This is a genomic window from Pseudomonas sp. PME37.24/006 (assembly GCF_055556635.1).
The window spans coordinates 673290-696737 of record NZ_JBVHNL010000002.1 but is presented as its reverse complement, the minus strand read 5'-3'; the positions used below and the strand labels follow the sequence as shown (position 1 = coordinate 696737).

The window sequence follows — 23448 nt, the reverse complement described above, 5'->3', positions numbered from 1 at the left end:
TCCGATAATGGCTGTGCAAGACCTGCTGTCCCAGGACGAGATCGACGCACTGTTGCACGGTGTCGATGACGGCTTGGTGGAAACCGAGGAGTTCGTCGAGCCGGGTAGCGTCAAGGGGTACGATCTGACCAGTCAGGATCGGATCGTGCGCGGGCGCATGCCGACCCTGGAAATGATCAACGAGCGTTTTGCGCGCTACACCCGCATCAGCATGTTCAACTTGCTACGGCGCTCCGCTGACGTGGCCGTTGGGGGTGTACAGGTGATGAAGTTCGGCGAGTACGTTCACTCGCTGTACGTGCCGACCAGCCTCAATCTGGTGAAAATGAAGCCGTTGCGTGGCACTGGCTTGTTCATTCTCGACGCCAAGTTGGTATTCAAGCTGGTCGACAACTTCTTTGGTGGTGATGGCCGTCACGCGAAGATCGAAGGCCGCGAGTTCACCCCCACTGAATTGCGCGTGGTGCGCATGGTGCTGGATCAGGCGTTCATTGATTTGCGTGAAGCCTGGGCTGCGGTGATGGACATCAACTTCGAGTACGTCGGTTCGGAGGTCAACCCGGCGCTGGCCAACATCGTCAGCCCCAGCGAAGTCATCGTGGTGTCGACCTTCCACATCGAGCTCGATGGCGGCGGTGGCGACCTGCACATCACCATGCCTTATTCGATGATCGAGCCGATTCGAGAGATGCTCGATGCCGGCTTCCAGTCCGATGTCGACGACCAGGACGAACGCTGGGTCAAGGCTCTGCGTGAAGACATTCTTGAGGTCAGCGTACCGCTCAGCGCCACTGTCGCGCGGCGCCAACTCAAGGTGCGCGACATTCTGCACATGCAGCCGGGCGATGTGATTCCCGTGGAGTTGCCGGAGCACATGATTCTGCGTGCCAATGGCGTGCCGTCCTTCAAGGTCAAGCTTGGCTCGCACAAGGGCAACCTGTCTCTACAGGTGCTCGACCCGATCGAGCGTCATCGCTAGCCACAATTTCGCCATGCGCCCGCGCGCGTGGCCCGACCGATAAACGCCAGCCGAGGTTGAACGATGGCAGACGAGAACGAAAACACCACGCCCGAGGAACAGGCACTGGCCGATGAGTGGGCTGCTGCCCTGTCTGAGTCCGGCGATGCTGACGGGCAGGACGACATCGACGCCATGCTGGCCGCCAGTGCAGCAAGCCAGCCGGCTGCGCCGCGGGCGCCCATGGAAGAGTTCGGCAGCATGCCCAAGGCCAACAACCCCGTTAGCCTGGACGGCCCGAATCTCGATGTGATCCTCGACATTCCCGTGTCCATCTCCATGGAAGTGGGCAACGCCGATATCACCATCCGCAACCTGCTGCAGCTGAACCAGGGCTCGGTGATCGAACTCGACCGCCTGGCTGGCGAGCCGCTCGACGTGTTGGTCAACGGTACCTTGATCGCCCATGGCGAAGTGGTGGTGGTCAACGAGAAGTTTGGCATTCGCCTGACCGACGTGATCAGCCCCAGTGAACGCATCAAGAAGCTGCGCTGAAATCATGAAAAAAATCCTCTTCGCTCTACTGGCGCTGCCGCTCTCTGCGTTGGCTGCTGAGCCTGCGGCCCAGGCGCCTGCAGCCACCGGCGGTATCGGTAGCCAACTGGTGCAATTGGTCATCGGCCTGTTGCTGGTCATTGGCCTGATCTTTCTGCTCGCTTGGATGATGCGCCGCGTACAGCGCCTGGGGCCCAATGGCGGCAAGGTGATCAAGATCGTGGCTACCCAGGCTTTGAGCCCGCGTGACCGGCTGGTGCTGGTGCAAGTGGGTAACGAGCAGATATTGCTTGGCTTGACCCCGGGGCGAATCAATCAATTGCACGTGATGAACGAGCCGGTGCATCTGCCTGACGCCGAGCCTGCTTCGACGGAGTTCGCTCAGCGCCTGATGGAGCTGCTGGGCAAGGATCAGAAGGACAAGTCCTGATGCTGCGCCTTCTGCTTATGCTGGTGTTCACCCTAGGCGCCTCCCTGGCTTTCGCTCAGGAGCCGCCTGGTGGCATCTCGCTGATCCAGCAGGGCAACAACCCGCTGTCGATTCCTGCGATCACCCTGAGCACCGATGCCGAGGGGCAGCAGGAATATTCGGTCAGTCTGCAGATCCTGCTGATCATGACCGCGCTGAGCTTCATTCCGGCGTTTGTCATGCTGATGACCAGCTTTACGCGGATCATCATCGTATTTTCTATCCTGCGTCAGGCCATGGGTCTGCAGCAGACGCCGTCCAACCAGATTCTCATCGGTTTGGCGTTGTTTCTGACGATGTTCATCATGGCGCCGGTGTTCGACCAGATAAACCGTGAGGCGCTGCAGCCCTATCTGAGTCAGCAACTGCCAGCGCAACAGGCGATCGAGCGGGCTGAAGTGCCGATCAAGAACTTCATGCTGGCACAGACTCGCGAGAGCGATCTGGAGTTGTTCGTGCGTCTGTCCAAGCGCACCGACATCGCCAGTCCGGAGCAGGCACCGCTGACCATCCTGATTCCGGCGTTCGTGACTTCCGAGCTGAAGACTGCCTTCCAGATCGGTTTCATGATCTTCATCCCGTTCCTGATCATCGATATGGTGGTGGCGAGCATCCTCATGGCCATGGGTATGATGATGTTGTCGCCGCTGATCATTTCGCTGCCGTTCAAGATCATGCTGTTCGTGTTGATCGATGGTTGGGCGTTGATCATGGGCACACTGGCCAGCAGTTTCGGCACTTTATAGCGAGGCTCACATGACCCCTGAAGTTGCTGTCGACCTGTTCCGTGAAGGGCTCTGGCTGATCTCCCTGATGGTCGGTTTGCTGGTCATGCCCAGCCTGCTGGTGGGTCTGCTGGTGGCGATGTTCCAGGCTGCCACGCAGATCAACGAACAAACGCTGAGCTTCCTGCCGCGTCTGTTGGTGATGCTGTTGACTCTGATCGTTGCCGGTCCCTGGATGGTGCAGCAACTGATGGAGTACACCCAGAACCTGATCATGAACATTCCGCAGCTGATCGGCTGATGTTCGAGCTGAGCGATGCACAGATAGGTAGCTGGGTCAGTAGTTTCGTGCTGCCGCTCTTTCGCATCGCGGCGTTGCTGATGGTGATGCCAATCTTCGGTACGCAACTGGTGCCGACACGTGTGCGGCTGTACCTGTCGCTGGCCATCAGCGTGGTTCTGGTGCCTACCTTGCCGCCCATGCCGCAGGTGGAATCCATAAGCCTGCAAGCCTTCATGCTCATCGCCCAGGAAATCCTCATCGGCGTGATGCTCGGCTTCGTGCTGCAACTGTTCTTTCACATCTTCGTGGTCGCTGGGCAGATCCTGGCGATGCAGATGGGCCTGGGCTTCGCGTCCATGGTCGACCCCGCCAACGGTATTTCGGTGCCGGTGATCGGTCAGTACTTCACCATGCTGGTGACCCTGCTGTTCCTGGCCATGAATGGCCATCTGGTGGTCTTCGAGGTGCTCGCCGAGAGTTTCGTAACGTTGCCGCCGGGCTCCGGGCTGCAGGTCGAGCATTATTGGGAGGTGGCAACCAAGCTCGGCTGGGTGATGGGCGCGGCGCTGATTCTGGTGCTGCCGGCTGTTACCGCGCTGCTGGTGGTCAATATCGCCTTTGGCGTAATGACCCGTGCGGCGCCGCAGCTGAACATCTTTTCCATCGGTTTTCCACTGACGCTGGTGCTGGGCATGGTGATCGTGTGGATTTCCTTGGCCGATATCCTCTCGCACTATCAGGCGTTGGCATCCGAGGCGCTGATCATGTTGCGCGAACTGGCGAGGGCGAGCTGATGGCCGAGTCGGAGAGTGGTGCCGATAAAAGCGAGGAACCCACGGATAAACGCCGTCGGGAATCTCGTGAGAAAGGTCAGATAGCGCGCTCACGCGAGCTGAACACCTTTGCCATCATGTTGGCAGGTACCGGTGGTTTGTTGGCCACAGGAGGCGCCATTGGCAATGCACTCTTGGAAATCATGCGCGGCAATTTCGAGCTGACACGTGAGGCGCTTTTCGACGAGCGAAATATGGCGTTATTGCTGGCCGCTTCCGGGAAGGTGGCCCTTGAGGCGCTCATGCCGCTGTTCATCGTTCTGCTGATCGCCTCTATCATTGGCCCTATCTGTCTGGGCGGCTGGTTATTCTCCGCCAAGGCCATGGCACCCAAGTTCAGCCGCATGAACCCGCTGGCCGGGCTCAAGCGCATGTTCTCGATGAAGGCGCTGATCGAGCTGCTCAAGGCGCTGGCCAAGTTCATCCTGATCCTGCTGGTCGCGCTGGTGGTGCTGTCGATGGATCGGGACGATCTGCTGGCGATCGCCAATGAGCCGATTGAGTCGGCCATCATGCATTCGGCGGAAGTGGTGGGGTGGAGTGCGCTGTGGATGTCCTTTGGATTGATCCTGATCGCGGCCGTCGATGTTCCGTTTCAGCTGTGGGACAACAAGCAGAAGCTGATGATGACCAAGCAGGAGGTTCGGGACGAGTACAAGGACAGCGAGGGCAAGCCCGAGGTCAAGCAACGGATTCGTCAGCTGCAGCACGAAATGACACAACGCCGCATGATGCAGGCCGTGCCGCAAGCCGATGTGGTGATCACCAACCCAACCCACTTCGCGGTGGCCCTGAAATACGACCCCGAGAAGGGGCAGGCGCCCATGCTGCTCGCCAAGGGCAGTGATTTCACCGCATTGAAGATCCGCGAGATCGCCCAGGAGCACAAGGTCATGCTGCTGGAATCACCTGCGCTGGCGCGCTCGATTTATCACACCACCGAGCTCGACCAGGAAATCCCCGCAGGGCTCTATCTGGCCGTCGCCCAGGTGCTGGCGTACGTCTATCAGATCCGTCAGTACCAGGCTGGCAAGGGCAAGCGCCCGGTACCGCTCAAGGATCTGCCCATCCCACCAGATCTACGTCGCGACGAGTAAGCGCGCACATCGAGAACCGCGTTCTGCGATGTGCGTCTGCGGTATTACTTGATCACGCCACAGGCCACGCGAGCGCCACCACCGCCTAGCGGTTTCGGGTGGTCGGCATGGTTGTCGCCACCGGCATGAACCATCAGGGCCAGATTCTTCAGCTCGTCCACGCTCTTGATTCGAGGTGCCAGCACCGGCTGATTAGCCTTGCCGTCTGCGGTGACCAGCAGGGCAGGGAGATCGCCCAGATGGCCGTCACCCCACGGGAGGTCGTGTTTACCGGTGTTCTGTGGATCCCAGTGGCCACCAGCCGCCTCGGCTGCTGAGGGTTGACCGTCTTTAGGGGCCGGATCGCAGCTGGGTTTACCGTGTACGTGAAAGCCGTGCACGCCGGGTTCCAGGTCGTGCAGCTCCGGCGTGAAAACCACGCCATAAGGACTTTGGCTGATCACCACCTTGCCAACCGAAGTGCCGACACCTTTGGCGTCTACGGCGTTGAGGTCGACCGTCAGGTCGGCGGCTTGCAGGCTTGCAGCGCAGCAACTGGCCAATGCGGCCATCATCCAGCGTTTCATACATGACTCCTCGAGGATGGAAAATCCGCGGGCAAAACCGTCGCCCACAGGGTGTGGACTCGGGTTTGCCGACGGGGTTCGTGTTTTCGTCTCGCTCCGGGGTGGTTATGGCAGTCCTGATTGGCTCTGCAGTCTAGGTATTTCGCACTTTTCGAAGAGTTGGAAAGGTTCTTGCAAACACCGGCAGCAAGGGCGTTTAGGCGTCAAAAGATTGAATAATCCGGGGTAACCACGTGGCAGTAGATCGCGCACAAATGATTGGCAACGTTCGCAGCAACCTGTCCGGGTTGCGCGACGGCAATCTTGGTATTCCGTTGATGCTGCTGATCATGCTTGCCATGGTCATGTTGCCGATCCCGCCATTCCTGCTCGACGTGTTGTTCACCTTCAGCATCGCGCTGTCGATCGTCGTGCTGCTGGTGGCGATCTACGCCCTGCGGCCGTTGGATTTCGCGGTGTTCCCGACCATCCTTTTGGCCGCGACCCTGCTTCGCCTGGCGCTCAACGTTGCCTCCACACGGGTGGTGCTACTGAACGGGCAGGATGGTCACGACGCCGCTGGTAAGGTGATTCAGGCCTTCGGCGAAGTGGTGATCGGCGGCAACTACGTGGTCGGTATCGTAGTGTTCGCGATCCTCATGATCATCAACTTCGTGGTGGTCACCAAGGGTGCCGGGCGTATCTCCGAAGTGAGCGCACGTTTCACCCTGGACGCCATGCCCGGTAAGCAAATGGCTATCGACGCCGACCTCAATGCCGGCCTCATCGACCAAGTCGAAGCCAAGAAGCGCCGTACCGAGGTCGCTCAGGAGGCCGATTTCTACGGCTCCATGGACGGTGCCAGCAAGTTCGTACGCGGTGACGCCGTCGCCGGCTTGCTGATTCTATTCATCAACCTGATCGGTGGCATTGCCATAGGCATGCTGCAGCACGGCCTGAGCTTCGGCGATGCTGGCCGCATCTACACCCTGCTGACCATCGGTGACGGCCTGGTGGCGCAGATCCCGTCGCTGCTGCTGTCGACTGCCGCAGCGATCATGGTGACCCGGGTTTCCAGCTCCGAAGACATGGGCGCCCAGGTCAATCGTCAGATGTTCGCTTCGCCACGCGCGCTGGCTGTGTCGGCGGCGATCATGATCGCCATGGGCCTGGTGCCCGGCATGCCGCACATGTCCTTCATCAGCTTGGGTCTGGTCGCCGCTGGCGCTGCCTACTGGATCGCCAACAAGCAGCGCAAGACCAAGGAAGTCGAAGTCCAAGAAGTACAGCGTCAGCAGGAGCTACTTCCCGCTCAGCGCGCTCAGGAAGTCAAGGAACTGGGCTGGGATGACGTGATGCCGGTCGACATGGTCGGCCTGGAAGTCGGTTACCGGCTGATTCCGCTGGTCGACCGCAACCAGGGCGGGCAGCTGCTGGCGCGGATCAAGGGCGTACGCAAGAAGCTCTCTCAGGAGATGGGCTTCCTGATGCCGTCCGTGCACATTCGCGACAACCTGGATCTGCAGCCTAACGCTTATCGCCTGACCTTGATGGGGGTCAGCGTCGCCGAGGCCGAGGTGTATCCGGATCGCGAGCTGGCGATCAACCCGGGCCAGGTGTTTGGCACCCTCAACGGCGTGGCCGCCAAAGATCCGGCGTTCGGTCTGGAAGCTGTGTGGATCGATCCAGGCCAGCGCGATCAGGCGCAGTCCCTTGGTTACACCGTGGTGGACGCCAGTACCGTAGTCGCCACCCACCTCAATCAGATTCTGCACAAGCATGCCCACGAGCTGCTAGGCCACGAAGAAGTCCAGCAATTGATGCAATTGTTGGCGAAAAGCTCGCCAAAACTGGCAGAAGAGCTGGTTCCCGGCCTGATCTCGCTGTCGACCCTGCTCAAGGTTCTGCAAGCACTGTTGCAGGAGCAGGTGCCGGTACGCGACATCCGTACCATCGCCGAAGCCATCGCTAACGTCGCCCCGAGGAGTCAAGATCCCGCCGCCATGGTTGCCGCAGTACGCGTCTCGCTGGCTCGCGCAATCGTGCAAAACATCGTGGGACTAGAGCCGGAGCTGCCTGTGATCACCCTTGAACCAAGGTTGGAACAGATATTGCTAAATAGTCTTCAGAAGGCCGGTCAAGGCTCCGAGGATGGCATCCTCCTGGAGCCTGGCATGGCCGAGAAGCTGCAACGTTCCCTGGTGGAAGCAGCGCAGCGTCAGGAGATGCTTGGCAAGCCGGTGATTCTGCTGGCGGCCGGGCCGGTTCGGGGAATGCTCTCGCGTTTCGCCCGGTTGGCCGTCCCGAGCATGCATGTTCTGGCGTACCAGGAAATTCCGGACAACAAGCAGGTCACCATCGTTGCGACGGTGGGGCAGAACTAATCGAGGGTACGGGCCATGCAGGTCAAACGCTTTTTTGCCGCCGATATGCGCCAAGCCATGAAGCTGGTTCGTGATGAGCTGGGCGCTGATGCGACCATCATCGGTAACCGCCGCGTGGCAGGTGGCGTGGAGTTGACGGCCGCACTCGATTATCAGGTTCAACCCGCTCCGGCGCGGCAACCGAATCCGGCCCTGGAGGCCGAGCTGCGCAAGACGCAGTCGCGCATCGCCTCCGCTCAGGCCGAGCTGAGCACCCGTGCGCAGCTCGATGCCGGTAAGGATCGTCAGCTGTTCGCCGAAGCGCCGAGCGTGGCACCAGCCGACAGCCTGGACGCCGTACTTGAGCGTCAGCAGAAGAAGCCGGCCTCGGCTTCGGTCGACCAGTCTGCCCTGGAATCCATGCGCTCCGAATTGCATGGCTTGCGTGAGCTGATCGAAATGCAGATGGGTTCCATGGCCTGGGGGCAGATGCAGAGCCGCCGCCCACAGCAGGCCGCCCTGTGGCGCCGCCTGCAGCGCATGGGTTTGCCGGCTGAGCTGGCACGCACACTGCTTGAGCGCGTTGCCTCGCTGAGCGATCAACGCCAGGCTTGGCGTATGGTGCTGGCGCACCTGGCACACTCGATTCAGACGCCCAAGCAAGAGCCGATGGAGGAGGGCGGTATGATCGCCCTGGTCGGCCCGGCTGGCATGGGCAAGACCACCACCCTGGCCAAGCTCGCGGCACGCTACGTACTCAAGTACGGCGCTGCGAATATCGCGCTGGTGAGTATGGACAGCTACCGTATCGGTGCTCAGGAGCAGCTCAAAACGCTGGGCCGTATCCTTGGCGTTTCCGTGACCCACGTTGATCCAGGTCAGTCATTGACTCAGGCGCTGGCGCCGTTGGTGCGCAAGCGAGTGGTTCTCATCGATACTGCCGGCCTGCCAGCCAATGACCCAGCGCTGCGTATGCAATTGGAGACCCTGGCAAGCCGAGGCATCAACGCCCGCAATTATCTGGTGCTGGCTGCAACCAGCCAGGCGCAAGTGCTCAAGGCGGCGTATCACAGTTACAAGCGCTGTGGGCTGGCCGGCTGCATTCTGAGTAAACTGGATGAGGCAACCAGCATGGGAGAGGTATTGGGTCTGGCTATTAGCCACCGTCTACCGGTAGCCTATCTGGCAGACGGCCCGCGAATTCCGGACGATGTACATGTGCCGCGCAGCCATCAGTTGGTCAGCCGTGCTGTAGGCCTGCAGGCTCCGGATGAACCGAGTGAGGATACGATGGCCGATATGTTTGCCGGGTTGTACCAAGACCCGGCACGACGCGCAGGATGATCATGCAGGTGTGGCGAAGCGCTGGCTGTGGTCGTTCCAGCAGCGCACAATGGCCATGTGGCTCTAAAGCGAAGTTAGACAAGGTGTATAGATAACATGGGTATGCATCCCGTACAGGTGATCGCGGTGACCGGCGGCAAGGGCGGCGTTGGCAAGACCAATGTGTCGGTGAATTTGTCGTTGGCGCTGGCGGATCTCGGTCGGCGCGTCATGCTCATGGATGCTGACCTGGGGCTGGCCAACGTCGATGTATTGCTCGGCCTGACGGCCAAGCGCACCCTGGCTGACGTCATCGACGGCCAGTGCGAGCTTCGCGATGTTGTCCTGCAGGGTCCGGGTGGCATTCGTGTCGTGCCGGCGGCCTCCGGTACTCAGAGCATGGTGCAGCTTACGCCCATGCAGCATGCTGGTCTGATCCAGGCTTTCAGTGATATCAGCGACAACCTCGATGTACTGATCGTGGACACCGCCGCGGGCATCGGCGACTCGGTGGTGAGCTTCGTACGTGCTGCGCAGGAAGTGCTGGTGGTGGTATGTGACGAGCCGACCTCGATCACCGACGCTTACGCGCTGATCAAGCTGCTCAATCGAGACCACGGCATGAACCGTTTCCGGGTGCTTGCCAATATGGCGCATAGCCCGCAAGAGGGTCGTAATCTGTTTGCTAAGCTGACCAAGGTGACCGACCGTTTTCTGGATGTTGCGCTGCAGTACGTGGGCGCAGTGCCTTATGACGAATCGGTACGCAAGGCCGTACAGAAACAGCGTGCGGTATATGAGGCGTTCCCTCGTTCGAAGTGCGCGCTGGCGTTCAAGGCGATTGCCCAGAAGGTTGATGCGTGGCCATTGCCGGCCAACCCGCGAGGCCACCTGGAATTTTTCGTTGAACGCCTGGTGCAACAACCGACTGCAGACACGGCTGTATGACGACAGCCTCTGGACTCCGTATGTACAGCAAGGCAACAGCACGAGATTCACAGCATCAGTTGATTGAACGTTACGCGCCATTGGTCAAACGCATCGCCTACCACCTGTTGGCGCGTCTGCCTGCCAATGTGCAGGTGGACGACCTTATTCAGGCCGGCATGATTGGCCTGCTTGAGGCATCGCGTAAATACGACGCCGGTAAGGGCGCCAGTTTCGAGACGTTCGCGGGTATCCGTATCCGGGGTTCGATGCTCGATGAGGTGCGCAAGGGTGATTGGGCGCCGCGTTCGGTGCACCGCAACAGCCGGATGGTCAGCGACGCAATCCGAAAAATTGAAGCGAGAACGGGAAGAGACGCTAAAGATCAGGAGGTTGCTGCCGAACTCCAATTGAGTCTCGAAGATTACTACGGCATTCTTGGCGACACTTTGGGTAGCCGCCTGTTCAGTTTCGACGATCTGTTGCAAGAAGGCGAAAGCGGTGGGCTGCAGGAAGACACAAGCTCCTTGCTCCAAGGGCCTTCGCATGAGCTGGAAGACAATCGTTTCCAGGCAGCGCTGGCCGACGCTATCAGCAATCTGCCGGAGCGTGAGCGGTTGGTGTTATCGCTGTATTACGACGAGGAGTTGAATCTCAAGGAAATCGGCGAGGTACTGGGAGTTAGTGAGTCGCGGGTCAGCCAATTACACAGTCAGTGTGCCGCGCGTTTACGCGCACGGTTAGTGGAATGGCGCGCATAAGGAATTAGCAGGGCGCTGGAAAAACACAGTGAACGCAGCAAAGCCGGGCGCAATAGTTTTGCGGCGTTCCGCCAGGCCGGTTTCACGATTTATAAGCGCTTCAGAATGCTGATGGCGTTTTAGGACTGTACGGAGGTCGACTTGGACAAGAACATGAAAATCCTCATCGTCGATGATTTCTCGACGATGCGCCGGATCATCAAGAATCTTTTGCGTGATTTGGGCTTTACCAATACGGCGGAAGCCGACGATGGCGTCACGGCCTTGCCGATGCTGCAAAGCGGCAGCTTTGACTTCCTCGTGACCGACTGGAACATGCCGGGCATGAGCGGAATCGATCTGCTGCGCGCGGTGCGTGCGGATGAACGCTTGAAGCAAATGCCAGTGTTGATGGTGACGGCAGAAGCCAAGCGTGATCAGATCATCGAGGCCGCTCAGGCTGGTGTGAACGGCTACGTGGTCAAGCCATTCACCGCCCAGGTGCTCAAGGAAAAGATCGAAAAAATCTTCGAGCGGGTCAACGGCTGATGTCTGCCGCGAGGTTGTTATGGAACACGAAGATTCTCAAGAGGCCGACCTCGAGTCGACTCTGAAAAGCAATGCCCGCCAACTGGTAAGCAGCCTCGAACAAGGCAACTTTGGCGAAGCGGTACAGCTGATCAATGAACTGAACAAGGCGCGCGACCGTGGTCTTTACCACGAAGTCGGCAAGCTCACGCGTGAGCTGCACAACGCCATCGTCAATTTTCAGCTTGACCCTCGGGTGCCCCACGCCAATGAAGTCTCACAGATATCTGACGCGACGGAGCGGCTCAACTACGTCGTGACCATGACCGAGCGTGCGGCCAATCGCACCATGGATCTGGTCGAGCAGAGTGCACCACTGGTCAATGATTTGAGCAGCGAAGCCGATGCTCTGAGCGAAGATTGGGGGCGTTTCATGCGCCGTGAAATGGGCGCTGAGGCTTTCCGTGAGTTGGCCAAACGCATCGAGCTGTTTTTGGCGCGCAGCCAGCGTGACAACAGCAAACTGTCCGGGCACCTCAACGACATTTTGCTGGCGCAGGACTATCAGGATCTGACCGGGCAGGTGATCAAACGCGTCACCCAGTTGGTGACCGAGGTAGAGAGCAATCTGCTGAAACTGATGCTGATGGCCAGCCAGGTCGACCGTTTCGCCGGCATCGATCACGATCACAATGAATTACGTGTAGAGCAGAACAAACAAAAAAATACGTCCCATGGTGAAGGTCCACAGATTCATGCCGATAAGCGTGATGACGTCGCATCGAACCAGGACGACGTCGACGATTTGCTGTCCAGCCTGGGATTTTAGGAGCACGTCATATGAGCTTCGGCGCCGATGAAGAAATCCTCCAGGATTTCCTGGTAGAGGCCGGCGAGATTCTCGAGCTGTTGTCCGAGCAGTTGGTGGAGCTGGAAAGCCGCCCGGACGATATGAATCTGCTCAACGCGATTTTTCGGGGATTTCACACGGTAAAAGGCGGGGCAGGCTTCCTGCAGCTCAATGAGTTGGTGGAATGCTGCCATATTGCCGAGAACGTGTTCGACATCCTGCGTAAGGGTGAGCGTCGCGTCGACTCCGAGTTGATGGACGTAGTGCTCGAAGCGCTGGATGCCGTCAATGGCATGTTCACCGAAGTACGCGAGCGTGTTACGCCGACGCCGGCTTCTCCCGAGCTGCTGGCAGCGCTGGCACGACTCGCTGAGCCTGCTCCTGCCGCAGGGTCTGTTGCGGTTGCTGCAGCTATGCCCGTTGAATCAGTAGCCCAGGCCGCCCAAGCAGAGGCGGACATCACCGACAGTGAGTTCGCACAGCTCCTCGATGCTCTGGACGACGAACCACAACCGCAAGCGAGCGCTTCGGACGACGAAATCAGCGACGATGAATTCGAGTCGCTGCTCGATCAGTTGCATGGCAAAGGTCAGTTCGCGGCTTCGGCGACAGCCGCTGTCGAAACGGCTGCGCCTGTACCGGCCAGTGTCTCGAGCAGCGCCAATGGCGACGACATCACCGATGACGAATTCGAGGCTCTGCTCGATCAGTTACATGGCAAAGGCCAATTCGTCGCTGCTGCGGTAGAGGCGCCGGCACCGACGGCTCCTGCTGCGTCCGCCAGCTCTGCGGCGCAGAGCGATGAAATCACCGATGATGAGTTCGAGTCGCTGCTCGATCAGCTGCACGGCAAAGGTAAGTTCGTCGAACCAGCGGCGATCGCTGCTGTTGCCCCAGCTGCGGCGCCGAAACCTGTAGCCAAACCCGCTGTGCCGGTAGCAGCCAAGGCTGTACCAGCACCGGCGACCAAGGTCGAGCCTGCTAAAGCCGCTGCCGTAGCGCCGGCCGCTGCTCCTGCTCCTGCTCCAGCGAATGAAGCGGAAACCACCGTGCGGGTCGATACCGCGCGTCTGGACGAAATCATGAACATGGTCGGCGAGCTGGTGCTGGTGCGTAACCGCCTGGTGCGCCTGGGGCTCAACAGCGGCGACGAGGCCATGTCCAAGGCTGTGTCTAACCTCGATGTTGTGACCGCCGATCTGCAGACCTCGGTCATGAAGACCCGCATGCAGCCGATCAAGAAGGTCTTCGGGCGTTTCCCGCGCTTGGTTCGTGACCTGGCTCGGCAACTGAAAAAAGAGATCAACCTGGAACTGGTTGGTGAAGAGACGGATCTCGACAAGAACCTCGTCGAAGCCCTCGCCGATCCATTGGTTCACTTGGTGCGCAACGCGGTTGACCACGGCGTGGAAAGCCCGGAAGAGCGCGAGGCTGCCGGAAAGTCGCGTACCGGTCGCGTGGTGCTGTCTGCCGAGCAGGAAGGCGATCACATCCTGCTGATGATCACCGATGATGGCAAGGGCATGGACGCCGACGTGTTGCGCAGCAAGGCCGTGGAAAAGGGCCTGCTGGACAAGGACGCGGCCGACCGCCTGACCGATCTGGAATGCTACAACCTGATCTTCGCTCCCGGCTTCTCGACCAAGACCGAGATTTCCGACGTGTCCGGCCGTGGCGTCGGCATGGACGTGGTGAAGACCAAGATTTCCCAGCTCAACGGCACGGTCAACGTGTTCTCGCAGAAAGGCCAGGGCTCAAAGATCGTCATCAAGGTGCCATTGACCCTGGCGATCATGCCGACGCTGATGGTGATGCTGGGCAACCAGGCGTTTGCCTTCCCGCTGGTCAACGTCAACGAGATCTTCCACCTCGACCTGTCGCGCACCAACGTGGTCGACGGCCAGGAAGTGGTGATCGTGCGTGACAAGGCATTACCGCTGTTCTATCTCAAGCGCTGGCTGGTCAGCAAGGCTGCCCACGAAGAGCAAGGCGAAGGCCATGTGGTGATTCTCACCGTCGGCAATCAGCGTATCGGCTTCGTCGTCGATCAGCTGGTCGGCCAGGAAGAGGTGGTGATCAAGCCGTTGGGCAAGATGCTGCAAGGCACGCCTGGCATGTCGGGTGCGACCATCACCGGCGACGGGCGCATCGCCCTGATTCTCGACGTGCCAAGCATGCTCAAACGCTACGCACGGCGTATCTGATCGTCCGCGGCGCGGCCTCTGCCGTGCCGCTTAGGAGTGTTTATGGTTGTCAAGGTACTGGTGGTCGACGACTCCGGCTTCTTCCGCCGCAGGGTTTCGGAGATCCTCTCGTCCGATCCCAACATCACCGTGGTCGGCACGGCCACCAACGGACGTGAGGCCATCGATCAGGCGCTGGCACTCAAGCCGGACGTGATCACCATGGACTACGAGATGCCGTTGATGGATGGCATTACGGCCGTGCGCAGCATCATGCAGCGCTGCCCGACACCGGTGTTGATGTTCTCCTCGCTCACCCACGAAGGCGCTCGGGTCACCCTGGATGCGCTGGATGCCGGGGCGGTGGATTTCCTGCCGAAGAATTTCGAGGACATCTCGCGCAACCCGGAGAAGGTCAAACAACTGCTGTGCGAGAAGGTGCATAGCATTTCGCGCAGCAACCGCCGGGGGATCGGCGCGGCGTCCCTGACGCCGCCTGCCGGCGGTAGCCTGAGCCGACCTGCCAGTACGTCGAGCACACCTGCACCTGCGGCGCGGCCACAGCCAAGCGTCAGCCATCCGCCGGCCGAGCGTCATTCGTCCGCCGCTAGCTCCGCGCCCAAGCGCAAGGCTTACAAGCTGGTAGCGATCGGTACCTCGACGGGTGGCCCGGTTGCCCTGCAGCGGGTTCTGACCCAGTTGCCAGCGAATTTCCCGACGCCAATCGTATTGATCCAGCACATGCCCGCAGCCTTCACCAAGGCCTTTGCCGAGCGTTTGGACAAACTCTGCAAGATCAACGTCAAGGAAGCCGAAGACGGCGATATCCTGCGTCCCGGGCTGGCCATTCTGGCACCAGGCGGCAAGCAGATGATGATCGACGGGCGCGGCACCATCCGCATCCTGCCCGGTGACGAGCGCCTGAATTACAAGCCTTGTGTGGATATCACCTTTGGCTCGGCGTCCAAGTCCTACAACGACAAGGTGCTGGCCGTGGTGCTGACAGGCATGGGCGCCGATGGTCGCGAAGGCGCTCGCCTGCTCAAACAGGGTGGCAGCCAGGTGTGGGCGCAGGACGAAGCCAGTTGCGTGATCTATGGCATGCCCATGGCGATCGTGAAGGCCAACCTGGCGGATGCGGTGTACCCGCTAGATGACATCGGCCGGCATCTGGTCGAGGCCTGCCTCTGATGGATGTGCTGAGCCTGATCGGCGTCATCCTGGCATTCGTCGCTATTCTTGGCGGCAATTACCTGGAAGGCGGTCATGTCTCGGCACTGCTCAACGGCCCGGCGGCGCTGATCGTGATCGGTGGCACGCTGGGTGCGGCGTTGCTGCAAACGCCGGTCACCGTATTCAAGCGCGCCATGAGCATCCTGCGCTGGATCTTCTTTCCGCCGCAGATCGATCTGTCCGGTGGCATCGATCGGGTGGTGAACTGGAGCATGACCGCGCGTAAGGAAGGTTTGCTCGGCCTCGAGGCTGTGGCTGACGGCGAAGCCGATCCCTATGCGCGCAAGGGTTTGCAACTGTTGGTCGACGGCGCTGAGCCGGAGGCCATTCGCAGTATTCTCGAAGTCGATCTGTACACCCAGGAAAGCCGCGACATACAGGCTGCCAAGTTCTTCGAGTGCATGGGCGGCTACGCGCCGACCATCGGCATCATCGGCGCGGTCATGGGGCTGATCCACGTGATGGGCAACCTGGCCGATCCGAGCCTGCTCGGTGGCGGGATAGCCGTCGCTTTCGTCGCCACCATCTACGGTGTGGCCATCGCCAATCTGTTGCTGTTGCCGATTGGCGCCAAGCTCAAGTCCGTGGCCATGCGCCAGTCGGCTTATCGGGAGATGTTGCTCGAAGGAATCCTGTCTATCGGAGAGGGTGAAAATCCGCGCTCCATCGAGTTGAAGCTGCAAGGCTTCATGAGCTGACCATGGCTCGCCGACGCCGTCACGAAGAGCATGAGAATCACGAGCGCTGGCTGGTGTCCTACGCGGACTTCATCACGCTGTTGTTCGCCTTCTTCGTGGTGATGTACTCGATTTCCTCGATCAACGAGGGCAAGTACAAGATCCTTTCGGAAACCCTGACCGGTGTATTCAACCAACCGGATCGTTCGATCAAACCCATTCCCGTGGGCGATGAGAGGCCGCGCACCACCGAGCCGGATCGCTCGATGGTCGACGAAGAGTCAGCCCAGCAGATCGCCGCTTCTACACTGGAGAGTATCGCCGACAGCATTCGTGATGCGTTCGGCGGGCTGCTGCAGAGCGATCAATTGAAGGTGCGCGGCAATGAGCTGTGGATCGAGATCGAGTTGAGCTCCGGTCTGCTGTTTCCCAGTGGCGATGCGCTGCCGAACGATATGGCTTTCGAGATCATCGAGAAGATTGCCAAAATCCTGGCGCCCTACGGCAACCCGGTGCATGTGGAAGGTTTTACCGATAACCAGCCGATCAGAACTGCGCAGTTCCCGACCAACTGGGAGCTGTCTACCGCGCGCGCTGCCAGTATTGTGCGGATGCTGGCCATGGATGGTGTCGATCCATCACGCATGGCGGCGGTGGGCTATGGCGAGTTTCAGCCGGTGGCCGACAACGCCACGGCAGAGGGCAGGGCGCGCAACCGTCGGGTGGTACTGGTGGTCTCGCGCAATCTCGATGTGCGGCGTAGTGTAAGTGGCGTGGGCAGTGCCAATGCCCAGCCTGATACGGCTCTGCAGCGGGCTGGCACGCAACCTGCTTCAGCGCCTGCAGTACAGGCTCCAGCAAATGGGGCCGTCAATTCCCCGTCGCCTGCCCAATGAAGTGGGCACTCAGTCTCGGCCAGGCGCAGCCTGTTCCGGGAGGATGAAGAGTATGAGAGTTTGGGCTGTAGCCAATCAGAAAGGCGGTGTGGGTAAAACCACCTCGTCCATCGCCCTGGCAGGTTTACTGGCTGATGCTGGCAAACGTGTGGTGGTGGTCGATCTCGACCCGCATGGCTCGATGACCAGCTATTTCGGTCACGATCCCGATAGCCTGGAGCACAGCGTCTTCGACCTGTTCCAGCATCAGGGCAACGTGCCTCAGGAGCTACCGAAGCAGTTATTGCTACCAACCAGTCACGAACGAATTTCCCTGCTGCCATCGAGCACCGTTCTGGCTACGTTGGAGCGCCAGTCTCCTGGGCAGAGCGGTCTTGGCCTGGTGGTTGCCAAGAGCCTGGCGCAGCTGTGGCAAGACTTCGACCACGCAGTGATCGACAGCCCACCGCTGCTCGGCATATTGATGGTCAATGCCCTGGCTGCTTGCCAGCAACTGGTGATCCCGGTGCAGACCGAGTTTCTCGCGGTGAAAGGCCTGGAGCGTATGGTTAGCACGTTGGCAATGATCAATCGTTCGCGTAAGCATGCTTTACCTTACACCATCGTACCGACCCTGTTCGACCGTCGTACCCAGGCGTCGATGTCCACCTTGCGGTTGCTCAAGAGCAGCTATCCGGAGACGCTCTGGCAAGGCTACATTCCGATTGATACTCGTCTGCGTGATGCCAGCCGGGCAGGGCTGACGCCTTCGCAGTTCGATGGCAACAGCCGCGGCACTATTGCCTACCGTGCGCTGCTCAAGCATTTGTTGGCACAACAACCTGCGTCTCAGGTGGCCTGATCCATGATGGCTGGTTATTCTGCGAAAACTGGCTCAAGTCTGCCGCCACTGCGGCCGATAGCTCATACAGGTATCCATTGCGGGTTGCATTCATGAGTCGTTCAACTGCCACTGCCACACGGCCCCAACTGGCACTGCAGTCCTACCTCGATGGTTTGCTGCAAGACGCGGCGGTCGAGCTTGAACTGGAGCTTGCCGAGAGCAACCTCGATGAGTTCGAGGCTGCTGTGCTTGAGGAGCAGATTCGTGATGCCCAGACGGTGCCGCGCGTCGAAGCAGCGCCCCTGACGTTGGTGCAGCCGGTTGCCGAGGTGATTGTCGAGCCGGTCGTCGAGGCTTTGGCTCCGGTGTTCGTCGAGCCGATTGCCATGCCGGCGGTGGTGGAGCCTGTGGCCGAGGTGCATCGCCCGGCGCCACAGATCGCCTCGGTACTCGCCGACGGTCGTCCCGAGTGGGCTGAAGAGCCGTTCGAATGCCTGCTGTTCGATGTCGCCGGTCTAACGCTGGCTGTGCCGCTGGTGTGTCTCGGGTCGATTTACCCGCTGGCCGGGCAGGATCTGACACCTTTGTTTGGCCAGCCGGATTGGTTTTTGGGCATACTGCCATCACAGTCGGGTAACCTGAAAGTGCTCGATACGGCGCGCTGGGTCATGCCGGATCGCTACCGGGAAGATTTTCGTCAGGGGCTGCAGTACGTGATTTCCGTTCAGGGCTACGAGTGGGGGCTGGCGGTTCATCAGGTCAGCCGCTCGATTCGCCTGAGCCCGGACGAGATCAAGTGGCGTAGCCAGCGTACACAACGGCCCTGGCTGGCCGGCACGGTGATTGAACACATGTGCGCGCTGCTGGATGTTGCCGCGCTGGCTGAATTGATTGCCAGCGGCGCAGCCAAGCGCATGACCAACGGACAGATACACTGATTACTGGGCGCACGGGCTCTTGCACGTGCGGCCGATTGAATAGCGGGACTCCCGCACACCGCCATGCGCGGTCAATGACGAGGCTAGGCCATGAAGAAAAGCTCTGCACAAGGCGCTGAAGATCCGATCCTGCAGTGGGTCACGTTCCGTCTGGACAACGAAACCTACGGCATCAACGTGATGCAGGTGCAGGAAGTCCTGCGCTACACGGAAATCGCCCCGGTACCGGGTGCACCTAGCTACGTGCTGGGGATCATCAACCTGCGCGGCAACGTGGTCACCGTGATCGACACGCGCCAGCGTTTCGGCCTGGATTCCTCCGATGTCACCGACAACACCCGTATCGTCATCATCGAGGCGGACAAGCAGGTTGTTGGCATCATGGTCGACAGCGTGGCCGAAGTGGTTTACCTGCGTCAGTCCGAAGTGGAAACCGCACCGAACGTCGGCAATGACGAGTCGGCCAAGTTCATCCAGGGCGTGTGCAACAAGAACGGCGAGCTGCTGATTCTGGTCGAGCTGGACAAGATGATGACCGAGGAAGAGTGGTCGGAGCTGGAGAGCATCTGAGGTGCTTGAAGTCGCGCTCATCGTTCTTGCTCTGGTCTGCGTTGGCCTGGTGGGCACCTGCGTCTGGCTGGCAGGGCGGTTGCGCCTGGCCAGTCAGCTGCAGGCTGAGCGCGATACCCAGCGTGACCAGCGCATCCGCGAGCTCGGCAAGCGTCTGGACACCTACCTGACCGGCAGTATTCGCATGGGCGAAGAGCTCCACGAGCTGCGTCGCACTGTCGCGCCACTACCGGATAAGCTGACCCAGATCGAACAGCGTGACCCCTCCAGCCTGTCGTTTACCCAAGCCGCGCGTTTGGTGGGCATGGGTGCCAGTGCCGACGACCTGACCCATTCCTGCGGCCTGAGCAAGGCCGAGGCAGAACTGGTCGCCAAGCTGCACCAGTCGCGCCGCTCTTAGGCATCACTTCCGTAAATCCCCCCAATCCCAGGTATCGCTGCGCTCAACCCGGGCTACGCCGTGTTGGCGCAGGATTGCGACTTACATCTTCCCGATTGCAGGAGCGTCGCCCCGGCGCGAAGGATTTGGTCGCCCAGAGGATTCGCCCGATGGCGCGGCTTCTACAGAATTTACGCAGGCGTCACTGGCGTAGCCCGTCGTCGAGCGAAGCTGACCTAGCGTTTGCTACCTTTGCGCTCGGGCCCGCCGAGCAGCAGCGGGCCGTCCTTCGGCTTGCCTCGCGGATCGAAGTCGGACGGGAACTTGCCCTTCAGGTACCAGGCGAACGCGATGATTTCAGCGATGCAGCGGTACAGCTGCTCGGGTATCGCTTCGCCCAGTTCCAGGCGCGCGAGTAGGCGCACCAGTTCGGCGTTCTCGTAGATCGGAACATTGTGAGCCCGGGCGATGGCGAGTATCGCCTCTGCCAACTCGTCGTCACCCTTTGCACTTAGATTGGGGGCGTTTTGGCCGTCGTAAGTGAGGGCGATGGCTTGGCGTGGAGCTTTTTGGCTCATGCGGTTTCGTCGACCCAGCGCTGTTCCAGTGAGGTTTTCGGGCCTTGCGGTGGTGTGCCCTGACTACAGGCCAGATCACCGACCGTAAGGCCTGCCGCGACCAAGCGTTCGCGCAGGTTGCCCAGCTCTCGATCAATCATCCCAGCAGTACTGGCACGCTCTGCCCAGAGTTGGCTGGACAGGCTGCCATGGGCCAATTGCGCCTGCACCTGGAGCGGCCCGAGGGGATCGAGATCGAAAGCCAGGTCGATGCGCCAGAGCGTTTCCTTGGTTTCCTGTTTATCGGAGGGGGCCGGTTCCTCATGCTGGATTTTTACCTGCAGGGGTACCAGCTCATGCTGATTGCGCATGGGCACTTCTATCTGCCAGGTCGTTACCAGTGCGCCGTCGGGCCCGGTCTGGCTCTGAGCCAGGCTGGAAAGCTGGTGGGTCTGTAAGCGAGAGATGGCTGCGGCGGCGAGCTTGAGCAGTGCCTCGAGATCGGATTCCCCATCCATGGCCTGCAGCAGGCGGCTGGGCAGGGGGAAACTCATGGCTTGTTGACGCCCGCTACTCTGGCCGATATTGCCGAGAATGTTGCGGGCAAAGGCCGGTAGCGCCTGAGTCATGGCGTTGGCGGCGGCTGCTGCCAGCGGCGCAGAACCGGGCAGCAACGGTAGCAACTGGCTGACCAGGCGCAGCAGGTTGGCCTTCATGTCGGTACTCAGTGCGCCGGGTTGGCCAGCCAGCAGTTTGCCTTCGAGAAACAGGCCACTGTTTTCCAGGGCCTGCATCAACCCCTTGCCGCTACTCATCTGCTCGCCACTGGGCAGGCCGCCGAGCAGTTTGTCGATGCTGCCGCGCAGGCCGTCGGGCATGCCGCTCTGGTTGCCCATGCCCTGCAGTGCCGACAGCAACCCTTCAAGCGAGCCCTGGCGACTCTGCTGTGTGCCGAGTTGCTGGAGTAGCGCCAACTGATCGAGTCGTCCGCTGAGCGGCAGGAAGGCCAGGGATTGATCGCCTTGCACGCGTGCGCTGAGCAGGCTGCCAAGGGGCAGGTCGAGGTGGGTTTCCAGGCTCAGCTTGCTGCCTGCCAGCGGCGTGTTGAGCAGGTTCACCAGCACCTTGTAGACGGTTTGTGCGGCCTGCGCCGGCACTGCTTCGCGAGAGATGACCTTACCCTGTAGCAGCGTGCCGACGGGCAATTGCTCGAGGTCGATACTGGTCAGTGGTTTGCCGCCGGCGAGTACCGCCAGGGCTAGGCGCGTGTCGGACAGTGCCGTGATCGCCAGTGCCGTGCCCTGGGCCAAGTGCTGTGGGCTGCTGGCCTGCAGCGTAGCCTGACGGCCGTTTTCCAAGGTCACGCGCAGCATAAGCTGAAAATTCTGCGCCACCTCCTTGAGGCCCACCACTTCTGCCTTGGCACTCTCGCCGCTGCTCATCAGGCCGGCGAGGGGCTGCAAAAGCTTTACCGCCAGGTCGGCGGCATTGACTTGCGGCCTGCTGGCAGGAGGTGCTGCGGTGATAGGACGCGATCCACTGATCTCGGTCATTAAGTCTCATACTCTGTAGCCAAAAGCGCACTGCGAGTGGGCCTATTGGGCATGTATAATTCCGGCCACTTCAATGTCCGCATCATTATAGCGGCCACAATCGTCTCGACTTGAACCAGGTGCCCGCGCTGTGAGCAGTCCTTTTCTCGAAGCCATGGCACTTTCCTGCGAACGGGATTGGCGCCTGCTGTTCGAGAACCTCGATATTCAGCTGGACGCCGGGCAGATGCTACAGGTATCCGGCCCCAACGGCAGCGGCAAGACCAGCCTGCTGCGCGTGCTCGCCGGATTGAGACAACCCACCTCAGGGCAAATTCGCCTCAAGGGCCAGCCACTGACCAGCCGCAGCGGTGATCTGGCCAGTGACCTGCTGTGGATCGGCCATGCCGCTGGCATCAAGGGCTTGCTCAGTGCCGAGGAAAATCTCGCTTGGCTGTGCGCCCTGCATCGCCCCGCGAACCGTGAGCAGATCTGGCAGGCGCTGCAGGCGGTTGGGCTGCGAGGCTTCGAAGATGTGCCCTGTCACACTCTTTCGGCCGGCCAGCAACGCCGCGTGGCACTGGCGCGGCTTTATCTCGATGGCCCGCCGCTGTGGATTCTCGACGAGCCGTTCACGGCTCTGGACAAACATGCCGTGAGCCAGCTGGAAGACCATCTTGCTGCGCATTGCCAGCAGGGCGGCCTGGTGATTCTGACTACCCACCATACCTTGAGCCGCATGCCGGCGAGTTATCGCGACCTTAATCTGGGACAGCATTTCGCATGAACAGCGTATTTATGCTGCTGGCCGTGCGCGAGGCGCGACTGCTGTGTCGGCGCCCTGCAGAGCTGGCCAACCCACTGGTGTTTTTCGCTATCGTCATCGCACTGTTTCCGCTCGCTGTCGGCCCGCAAACGCAGCTGCTGCAAAGCCTCTCGCCCGGCCTGGTGTGGGTAGCGGCCTTGCTGGCTGTGCTGCTGTCCCTCGACGGCCTGTTCCGCAGCGACTTCGAAGACGGCTCTCTCGAACAATGGGTGCTTTCCTCCCATCCCTTGCCGCTGCTGGTGCTGGCCAAAGTCTGCGCTCACTGGCTGTTTTCCGGCCTGGCCCTGGTATTGCTGTCACCTTTGCTGGCCTTGATGCTCGGGCTGCCTGTGCGTTGCCTGCCGGTGCTGCTTGCGTCCTTGTTGCTCGGCACACCAATCCTCAGTCTGCTCGGCGCTGTCGGCGCGGCCCTCACCGTGGGGCTCAAGCGCGGCGGGCTGCTGCTGGCACTACTGATTTTACCGTTGTACATCCCGGTGCTGATTCTTGGCAGCGGAGCCTTGCAGGCGAGCCTGCAGGGGCTGCCGGTGGCTGGCCACCTATTGTGGTTGGCAAGCCTTACCGTACTGACCGTTACCCTGACGCCTTTCGCCATTGCCGCCGGCCTGAGCATCAGTGTCGGCGAATGATTCAACCGT

26 protein-coding genes are annotated in these 23448 nt (G+C 60.4%); 23 read left to right on the top strand and 3 right to left on the bottom strand.

What is annotated here, in order from left to right:
- Positions 1–7 precede the first annotated feature (7 nt).
- From fliM to flhB, 7 genes are all read left to right on the top strand, one after another.
- Positions 8–979, top strand: coding sequence for a flagellar motor switch protein FliM (gene fliM, locus ACZ3GY_RS08770; protein ID WP_225831781.1), 972 nt, complete (start codon positions 8–10; stop codon positions 977–979).
- Positions 980–1042: 63 nt separating this feature from the next.
- Positions 1043–1513: a flagellar motor switch protein FliN gene (gene fliN / locus ACZ3GY_RS08765; RefSeq protein WP_463564592.1), complete on the top strand. Its 471-nt coding sequence runs from the start codon at positions 1043–1045 to the stop codon at positions 1511–1513.
- Positions 1514–1517: 4 nt separating this feature from the next.
- Positions 1518–1943: a flagellar biosynthetic protein FliO gene (gene fliO / locus ACZ3GY_RS08760; RefSeq protein WP_465909709.1), complete on the top strand. Its 426-nt coding sequence runs from the start codon at positions 1518–1520 to the stop codon at positions 1941–1943.
- The gene (gene fliP / locus ACZ3GY_RS08755; RefSeq protein WP_463564594.1) at positions 1943–2728 is read left to right on the top strand and encodes a flagellar type III secretion system pore protein FliP; all 786 of its coding nucleotides are present in this window, start codon (positions 1943–1945) and stop codon (positions 2726–2728) included. The genes fliO and fliP overlap by 1 nt, the downstream gene beginning before the upstream one ends.
- 10 nt (positions 2729–2738) lie before the next feature.
- Positions 2739–3008, top strand: a complete 270-nt coding sequence (fliQ, locus tag ACZ3GY_RS08750; RefSeq protein WP_013791040.1) for a flagellar biosynthesis protein FliQ — start codon at positions 2739–2741, stop codon at positions 3006–3008.
- A complete protein-coding gene (gene fliR, locus ACZ3GY_RS08745) occupies positions 3008–3784 on the top strand; it encodes a flagellar biosynthetic protein FliR (protein WP_463564595.1) in 777 nt (258 codons plus the stop codon). The genes fliQ and fliR overlap by 1 nt, the downstream gene beginning before the upstream one ends.
- Positions 3784–4920: a flagellar biosynthesis protein FlhB gene (gene flhB / locus ACZ3GY_RS08740; RefSeq protein WP_463564596.1), complete on the top strand. Its 1137-nt coding sequence runs from the start codon at positions 3784–3786 to the stop codon at positions 4918–4920. The genes fliR and flhB overlap by 1 nt, the downstream gene beginning before the upstream one ends.
- Before the next feature lie 44 nt (positions 4921–4964).
- Here the strand turns inward: flhB and sodC are convergent, their stop codons facing one another.
- Positions 4965–5486 (bottom strand): superoxide dismutase [Cu-Zn] SodC, encoded by a 522-nt coding sequence (gene sodC / locus ACZ3GY_RS08735; protein ID WP_463564597.1) that lies wholly within the window; start codon positions 5484–5486, stop codon positions 4965–4967.
- A 254-nt stretch (positions 5487–5740) separates the two neighbouring features.
- Between sodC and flhA the strand changes: the two genes are divergently transcribed.
- From flhA to ACZ3GY_RS08665, 14 genes are all read left to right on the top strand, one after another.
- Entirely contained in the window at positions 5741–7849 is a 2109-nt protein-coding gene (gene flhA / locus ACZ3GY_RS08730; RefSeq protein WP_463564598.1) for a flagellar biosynthesis protein FlhA, read from the top strand.
- 15 nt (positions 7850–7864) lie between these two features.
- On the top strand, positions 7865–9172 hold the full coding sequence (gene flhF / locus ACZ3GY_RS08725) for a flagellar biosynthesis GTPase FlhF (protein ID WP_465909707.1): 1308 nt from the start codon (positions 7865–7867) through the stop codon (positions 9170–9172).
- A gap of 87 nt (positions 9173–9259) precedes the next feature.
- Positions 9260–10099: a flagellar synthesis regulator FleN gene (fleN, locus tag ACZ3GY_RS08720; protein WP_225839697.1), complete on the top strand. Its 840-nt coding sequence runs from the start codon at positions 9260–9262 to the stop codon at positions 10097–10099.
- The gene (gene fliA / locus ACZ3GY_RS08715) at positions 10096–10839 is read left to right on the top strand and encodes an RNA polymerase sigma factor FliA (protein ID WP_463564600.1); all 744 of its coding nucleotides are present in this window, start codon (positions 10096–10098) and stop codon (positions 10837–10839) included. The genes fleN and fliA overlap by 4 nt, the downstream gene beginning before the upstream one ends.
- A 153-nt stretch (positions 10840–10992) precedes the next feature.
- Positions 10993–11367: a chemotaxis response regulator CheY gene (locus tag ACZ3GY_RS08710; protein ID WP_225831800.1), complete on the top strand. Its 375-nt coding sequence runs from the start codon at positions 10993–10995 to the stop codon at positions 11365–11367.
- A 19-nt stretch (positions 11368–11386) separates the two neighbouring features.
- Positions 11387–12175 (top strand): protein phosphatase CheZ, encoded by a 789-nt coding sequence (locus ACZ3GY_RS08705; RefSeq protein ID WP_463564601.1) that lies wholly within the window; start codon positions 11387–11389, stop codon positions 12173–12175.
- Between the two features lie 11 nt (positions 12176–12186).
- Positions 12187–14400, top strand: a complete 2214-nt coding sequence (locus ACZ3GY_RS08700; protein WP_465909706.1) for a chemotaxis protein CheA — start codon at positions 12187–12189, stop codon at positions 14398–14400.
- 42 nt (positions 14401–14442) lie between these two features.
- A complete protein-coding gene (locus ACZ3GY_RS08695) occupies positions 14443–15570 on the top strand; it encodes a protein-glutamate methylesterase/protein-glutamine glutaminase (RefSeq protein WP_463564602.1) in 1128 nt (375 codons plus the stop codon).
- Complete coding sequence (locus tag ACZ3GY_RS08690; RefSeq protein ID WP_463564603.1) at positions 15570–16310, top strand: flagellar motor protein; 741 nt, start codon at positions 15570–15572, stop codon at positions 16308–16310. Before ACZ3GY_RS08695 ends, ACZ3GY_RS08690 begins: the two co-directional genes overlap by 1 nt.
- Positions 16311–16312: 2 nt before the next feature.
- Positions 16313–17185: a flagellar motor protein MotD gene (gene motD, locus ACZ3GY_RS08685; protein ID WP_465909704.1), complete on the top strand. Its 873-nt coding sequence runs from the start codon at positions 16313–16315 to the stop codon at positions 17183–17185.
- 52 nt (positions 17186–17237) lie between these two features.
- Entirely contained in the window at positions 17238–18026 is a 789-nt protein-coding gene (locus ACZ3GY_RS08680; RefSeq protein WP_225831812.1) for a ParA family protein, read from the top strand.
- A 92-nt stretch (positions 18027–18118) separates the two neighbouring features.
- Positions 18119–18946, top strand: a complete 828-nt coding sequence (locus tag ACZ3GY_RS08675; RefSeq protein WP_465909703.1) for a CheW domain-containing protein — start codon at positions 18119–18121, stop codon at positions 18944–18946.
- Between the two features lie 90 nt (positions 18947–19036).
- Complete coding sequence (locus ACZ3GY_RS08670) at positions 19037–19516, top strand: chemotaxis protein CheW (protein ID WP_225831817.1); 480 nt, start codon at positions 19037–19039, stop codon at positions 19514–19516.
- A 1-nt stretch (position 19517) separates the two neighbouring features.
- Complete coding sequence (locus ACZ3GY_RS08665; protein ID WP_465909701.1) at positions 19518–19916, top strand: DUF2802 domain-containing protein; 399 nt, start codon at positions 19518–19520, stop codon at positions 19914–19916.
- Positions 19917–20131: 215 nt separating this feature from the next.
- Here the strand turns inward: ACZ3GY_RS08665 and ACZ3GY_RS08660 are convergent, their stop codons facing one another.
- Both ACZ3GY_RS08660 and fliK read right to left on the bottom strand, forming a co-directional pair.
- Positions 20132–20473, bottom strand: a complete 342-nt coding sequence (locus ACZ3GY_RS08660; protein ID WP_465909700.1) for an EscU/YscU/HrcU family type III secretion system export apparatus switch protein — start codon at positions 20471–20473, stop codon at positions 20132–20134.
- A complete protein-coding gene (gene fliK / locus ACZ3GY_RS08655; RefSeq protein WP_465909699.1) occupies positions 20470–22005 on the bottom strand; it encodes a flagellar hook-length control protein FliK in 1536 nt (511 codons plus the stop codon). Before fliK ends, ACZ3GY_RS08660 begins: the two co-directional genes overlap by 4 nt.
- Before the next feature lie 130 nt (positions 22006–22135).
- Between fliK and ccmA the strand changes: the two genes are divergently transcribed.
- Together ccmA and ccmB are read left to right on the top strand one after the other, a co-directional pair.
- Complete coding sequence (ccmA, locus tag ACZ3GY_RS08650) at positions 22136–22771, top strand: cytochrome c biogenesis heme-transporting ATPase CcmA (protein ID WP_465909697.1); 636 nt, start codon at positions 22136–22138, stop codon at positions 22769–22771.
- Positions 22768–23439: a heme exporter protein CcmB gene (ccmB, locus tag ACZ3GY_RS08645; RefSeq protein WP_465909696.1), complete on the top strand. Its 672-nt coding sequence runs from the start codon at positions 22768–22770 to the stop codon at positions 23437–23439. The genes ccmA and ccmB overlap by 4 nt, the downstream gene beginning before the upstream one ends.
- Positions 23440–23448: the final 9 nt, after the last annotated feature.

What these genes read in the sequence shown, in the direction of transcription:
- ACZ3GY_RS08695 (WP_463564602.1), top strand. Translation starts at nt 14,443, where the DNA reads ATGGTTGTCAAGGTACTGGTGGTCGACGACTCCGGCTTCTTCCGCCGC.
- sodC (WP_463564597.1), bottom strand. Translation starts at nt 5,486, where the DNA reads ATGAAACGCTGGATGATGGCCGCATTGGCCAGTTGCTGCGCTGCAAGC.
- ACZ3GY_RS08710 (WP_225831800.1), top strand. Translation starts at nt 10,993, where the DNA reads ATGAAAATCCTCATCGTCGATGATTTCTCGACGATGCGCCGGATCATC.
- fliP (WP_463564594.1), top strand. Translation starts at nt 1,943, where the DNA reads ATGCTGCGCCTTCTGCTTATGCTGGTGTTCACCCTAGGCGCCTCCCTG.
- fliN (WP_463564592.1), top strand. Translation starts at nt 1,043, where the DNA reads ATGGCAGACGAGAACGAAAACACCACGCCCGAGGAACAGGCACTGGCC.
- flhA (WP_463564598.1), top strand. Translation starts at nt 5,741, where the DNA reads ATGATTGGCAACGTTCGCAGCAACCTGTCCGGGTTGCGCGACGGCAAT.
- fliA (WP_463564600.1), top strand. Translation starts at nt 10,096, where the DNA reads ATGACGACAGCCTCTGGACTCCGTATGTACAGCAAGGCAACAGCACGA.
- motD (WP_465909704.1), top strand. Translation starts at nt 16,313, where the DNA reads ATGGCTCGCCGACGCCGTCACGAAGAGCATGAGAATCACGAGCGCTGG.
- fliQ (WP_013791040.1), top strand. Translation starts at nt 2,739, where the DNA reads ATGACCCCTGAAGTTGCTGTCGACCTGTTCCGTGAAGGGCTCTGGCTG.
- ACZ3GY_RS08690 (WP_463564603.1), top strand. Translation starts at nt 15,570, where the DNA reads ATGGATGTGCTGAGCCTGATCGGCGTCATCCTGGCATTCGTCGCTATT.
- ccmB (WP_465909696.1), top strand. Translation starts at nt 22,768, where the DNA reads ATGAACAGCGTATTTATGCTGCTGGCCGTGCGCGAGGCGCGACTGCTG.
- ACZ3GY_RS08705 (WP_463564601.1), top strand. Translation starts at nt 11,387, where the DNA reads ATGGAACACGAAGATTCTCAAGAGGCCGACCTCGAGTCGACTCTGAAA.
- fliK (WP_465909699.1), bottom strand. Translation starts at nt 22,005, where the DNA reads ATGACCGAGATCAGTGGATCGCGTCCTATCACCGCAGCACCTCCTGCC.
- fliR (WP_463564595.1), top strand. Translation starts at nt 3,008, where the DNA reads ATGTTCGAGCTGAGCGATGCACAGATAGGTAGCTGGGTCAGTAGTTTC.
- ACZ3GY_RS08660 (WP_465909700.1), bottom strand. Translation starts at nt 20,473, where the DNA reads ATGAGCCAAAAAGCTCCACGCCAAGCCATCGCCCTCACTTACGACGGC.
- ACZ3GY_RS08675 (WP_465909703.1), top strand. Translation starts at nt 18,119, where the DNA reads ATGAGTCGTTCAACTGCCACTGCCACACGGCCCCAACTGGCACTGCAG.
- flhF (WP_465909707.1), top strand. Translation starts at nt 7,865, where the DNA reads ATGCAGGTCAAACGCTTTTTTGCCGCCGATATGCGCCAAGCCATGAAG.
- ACZ3GY_RS08680 (WP_225831812.1), top strand. Translation starts at nt 17,238, where the DNA reads ATGAGAGTTTGGGCTGTAGCCAATCAGAAAGGCGGTGTGGGTAAAACC.
- ACZ3GY_RS08670 (WP_225831817.1), top strand. Translation starts at nt 19,037, where the DNA reads ATGAAGAAAAGCTCTGCACAAGGCGCTGAAGATCCGATCCTGCAGTGG.
- fliO (WP_465909709.1), top strand. Translation starts at nt 1,518, where the DNA reads ATGAAAAAAATCCTCTTCGCTCTACTGGCGCTGCCGCTCTCTGCGTTG.
- ACZ3GY_RS08700 (WP_465909706.1), top strand. Translation starts at nt 12,187, where the DNA reads ATGAGCTTCGGCGCCGATGAAGAAATCCTCCAGGATTTCCTGGTAGAG.
- fliM (WP_225831781.1), top strand. Translation starts at nt 8, where the DNA reads ATGGCTGTGCAAGACCTGCTGTCCCAGGACGAGATCGACGCACTGTTG.
- flhB (WP_463564596.1), top strand. Translation starts at nt 3,784, where the DNA reads ATGGCCGAGTCGGAGAGTGGTGCCGATAAAAGCGAGGAACCCACGGAT.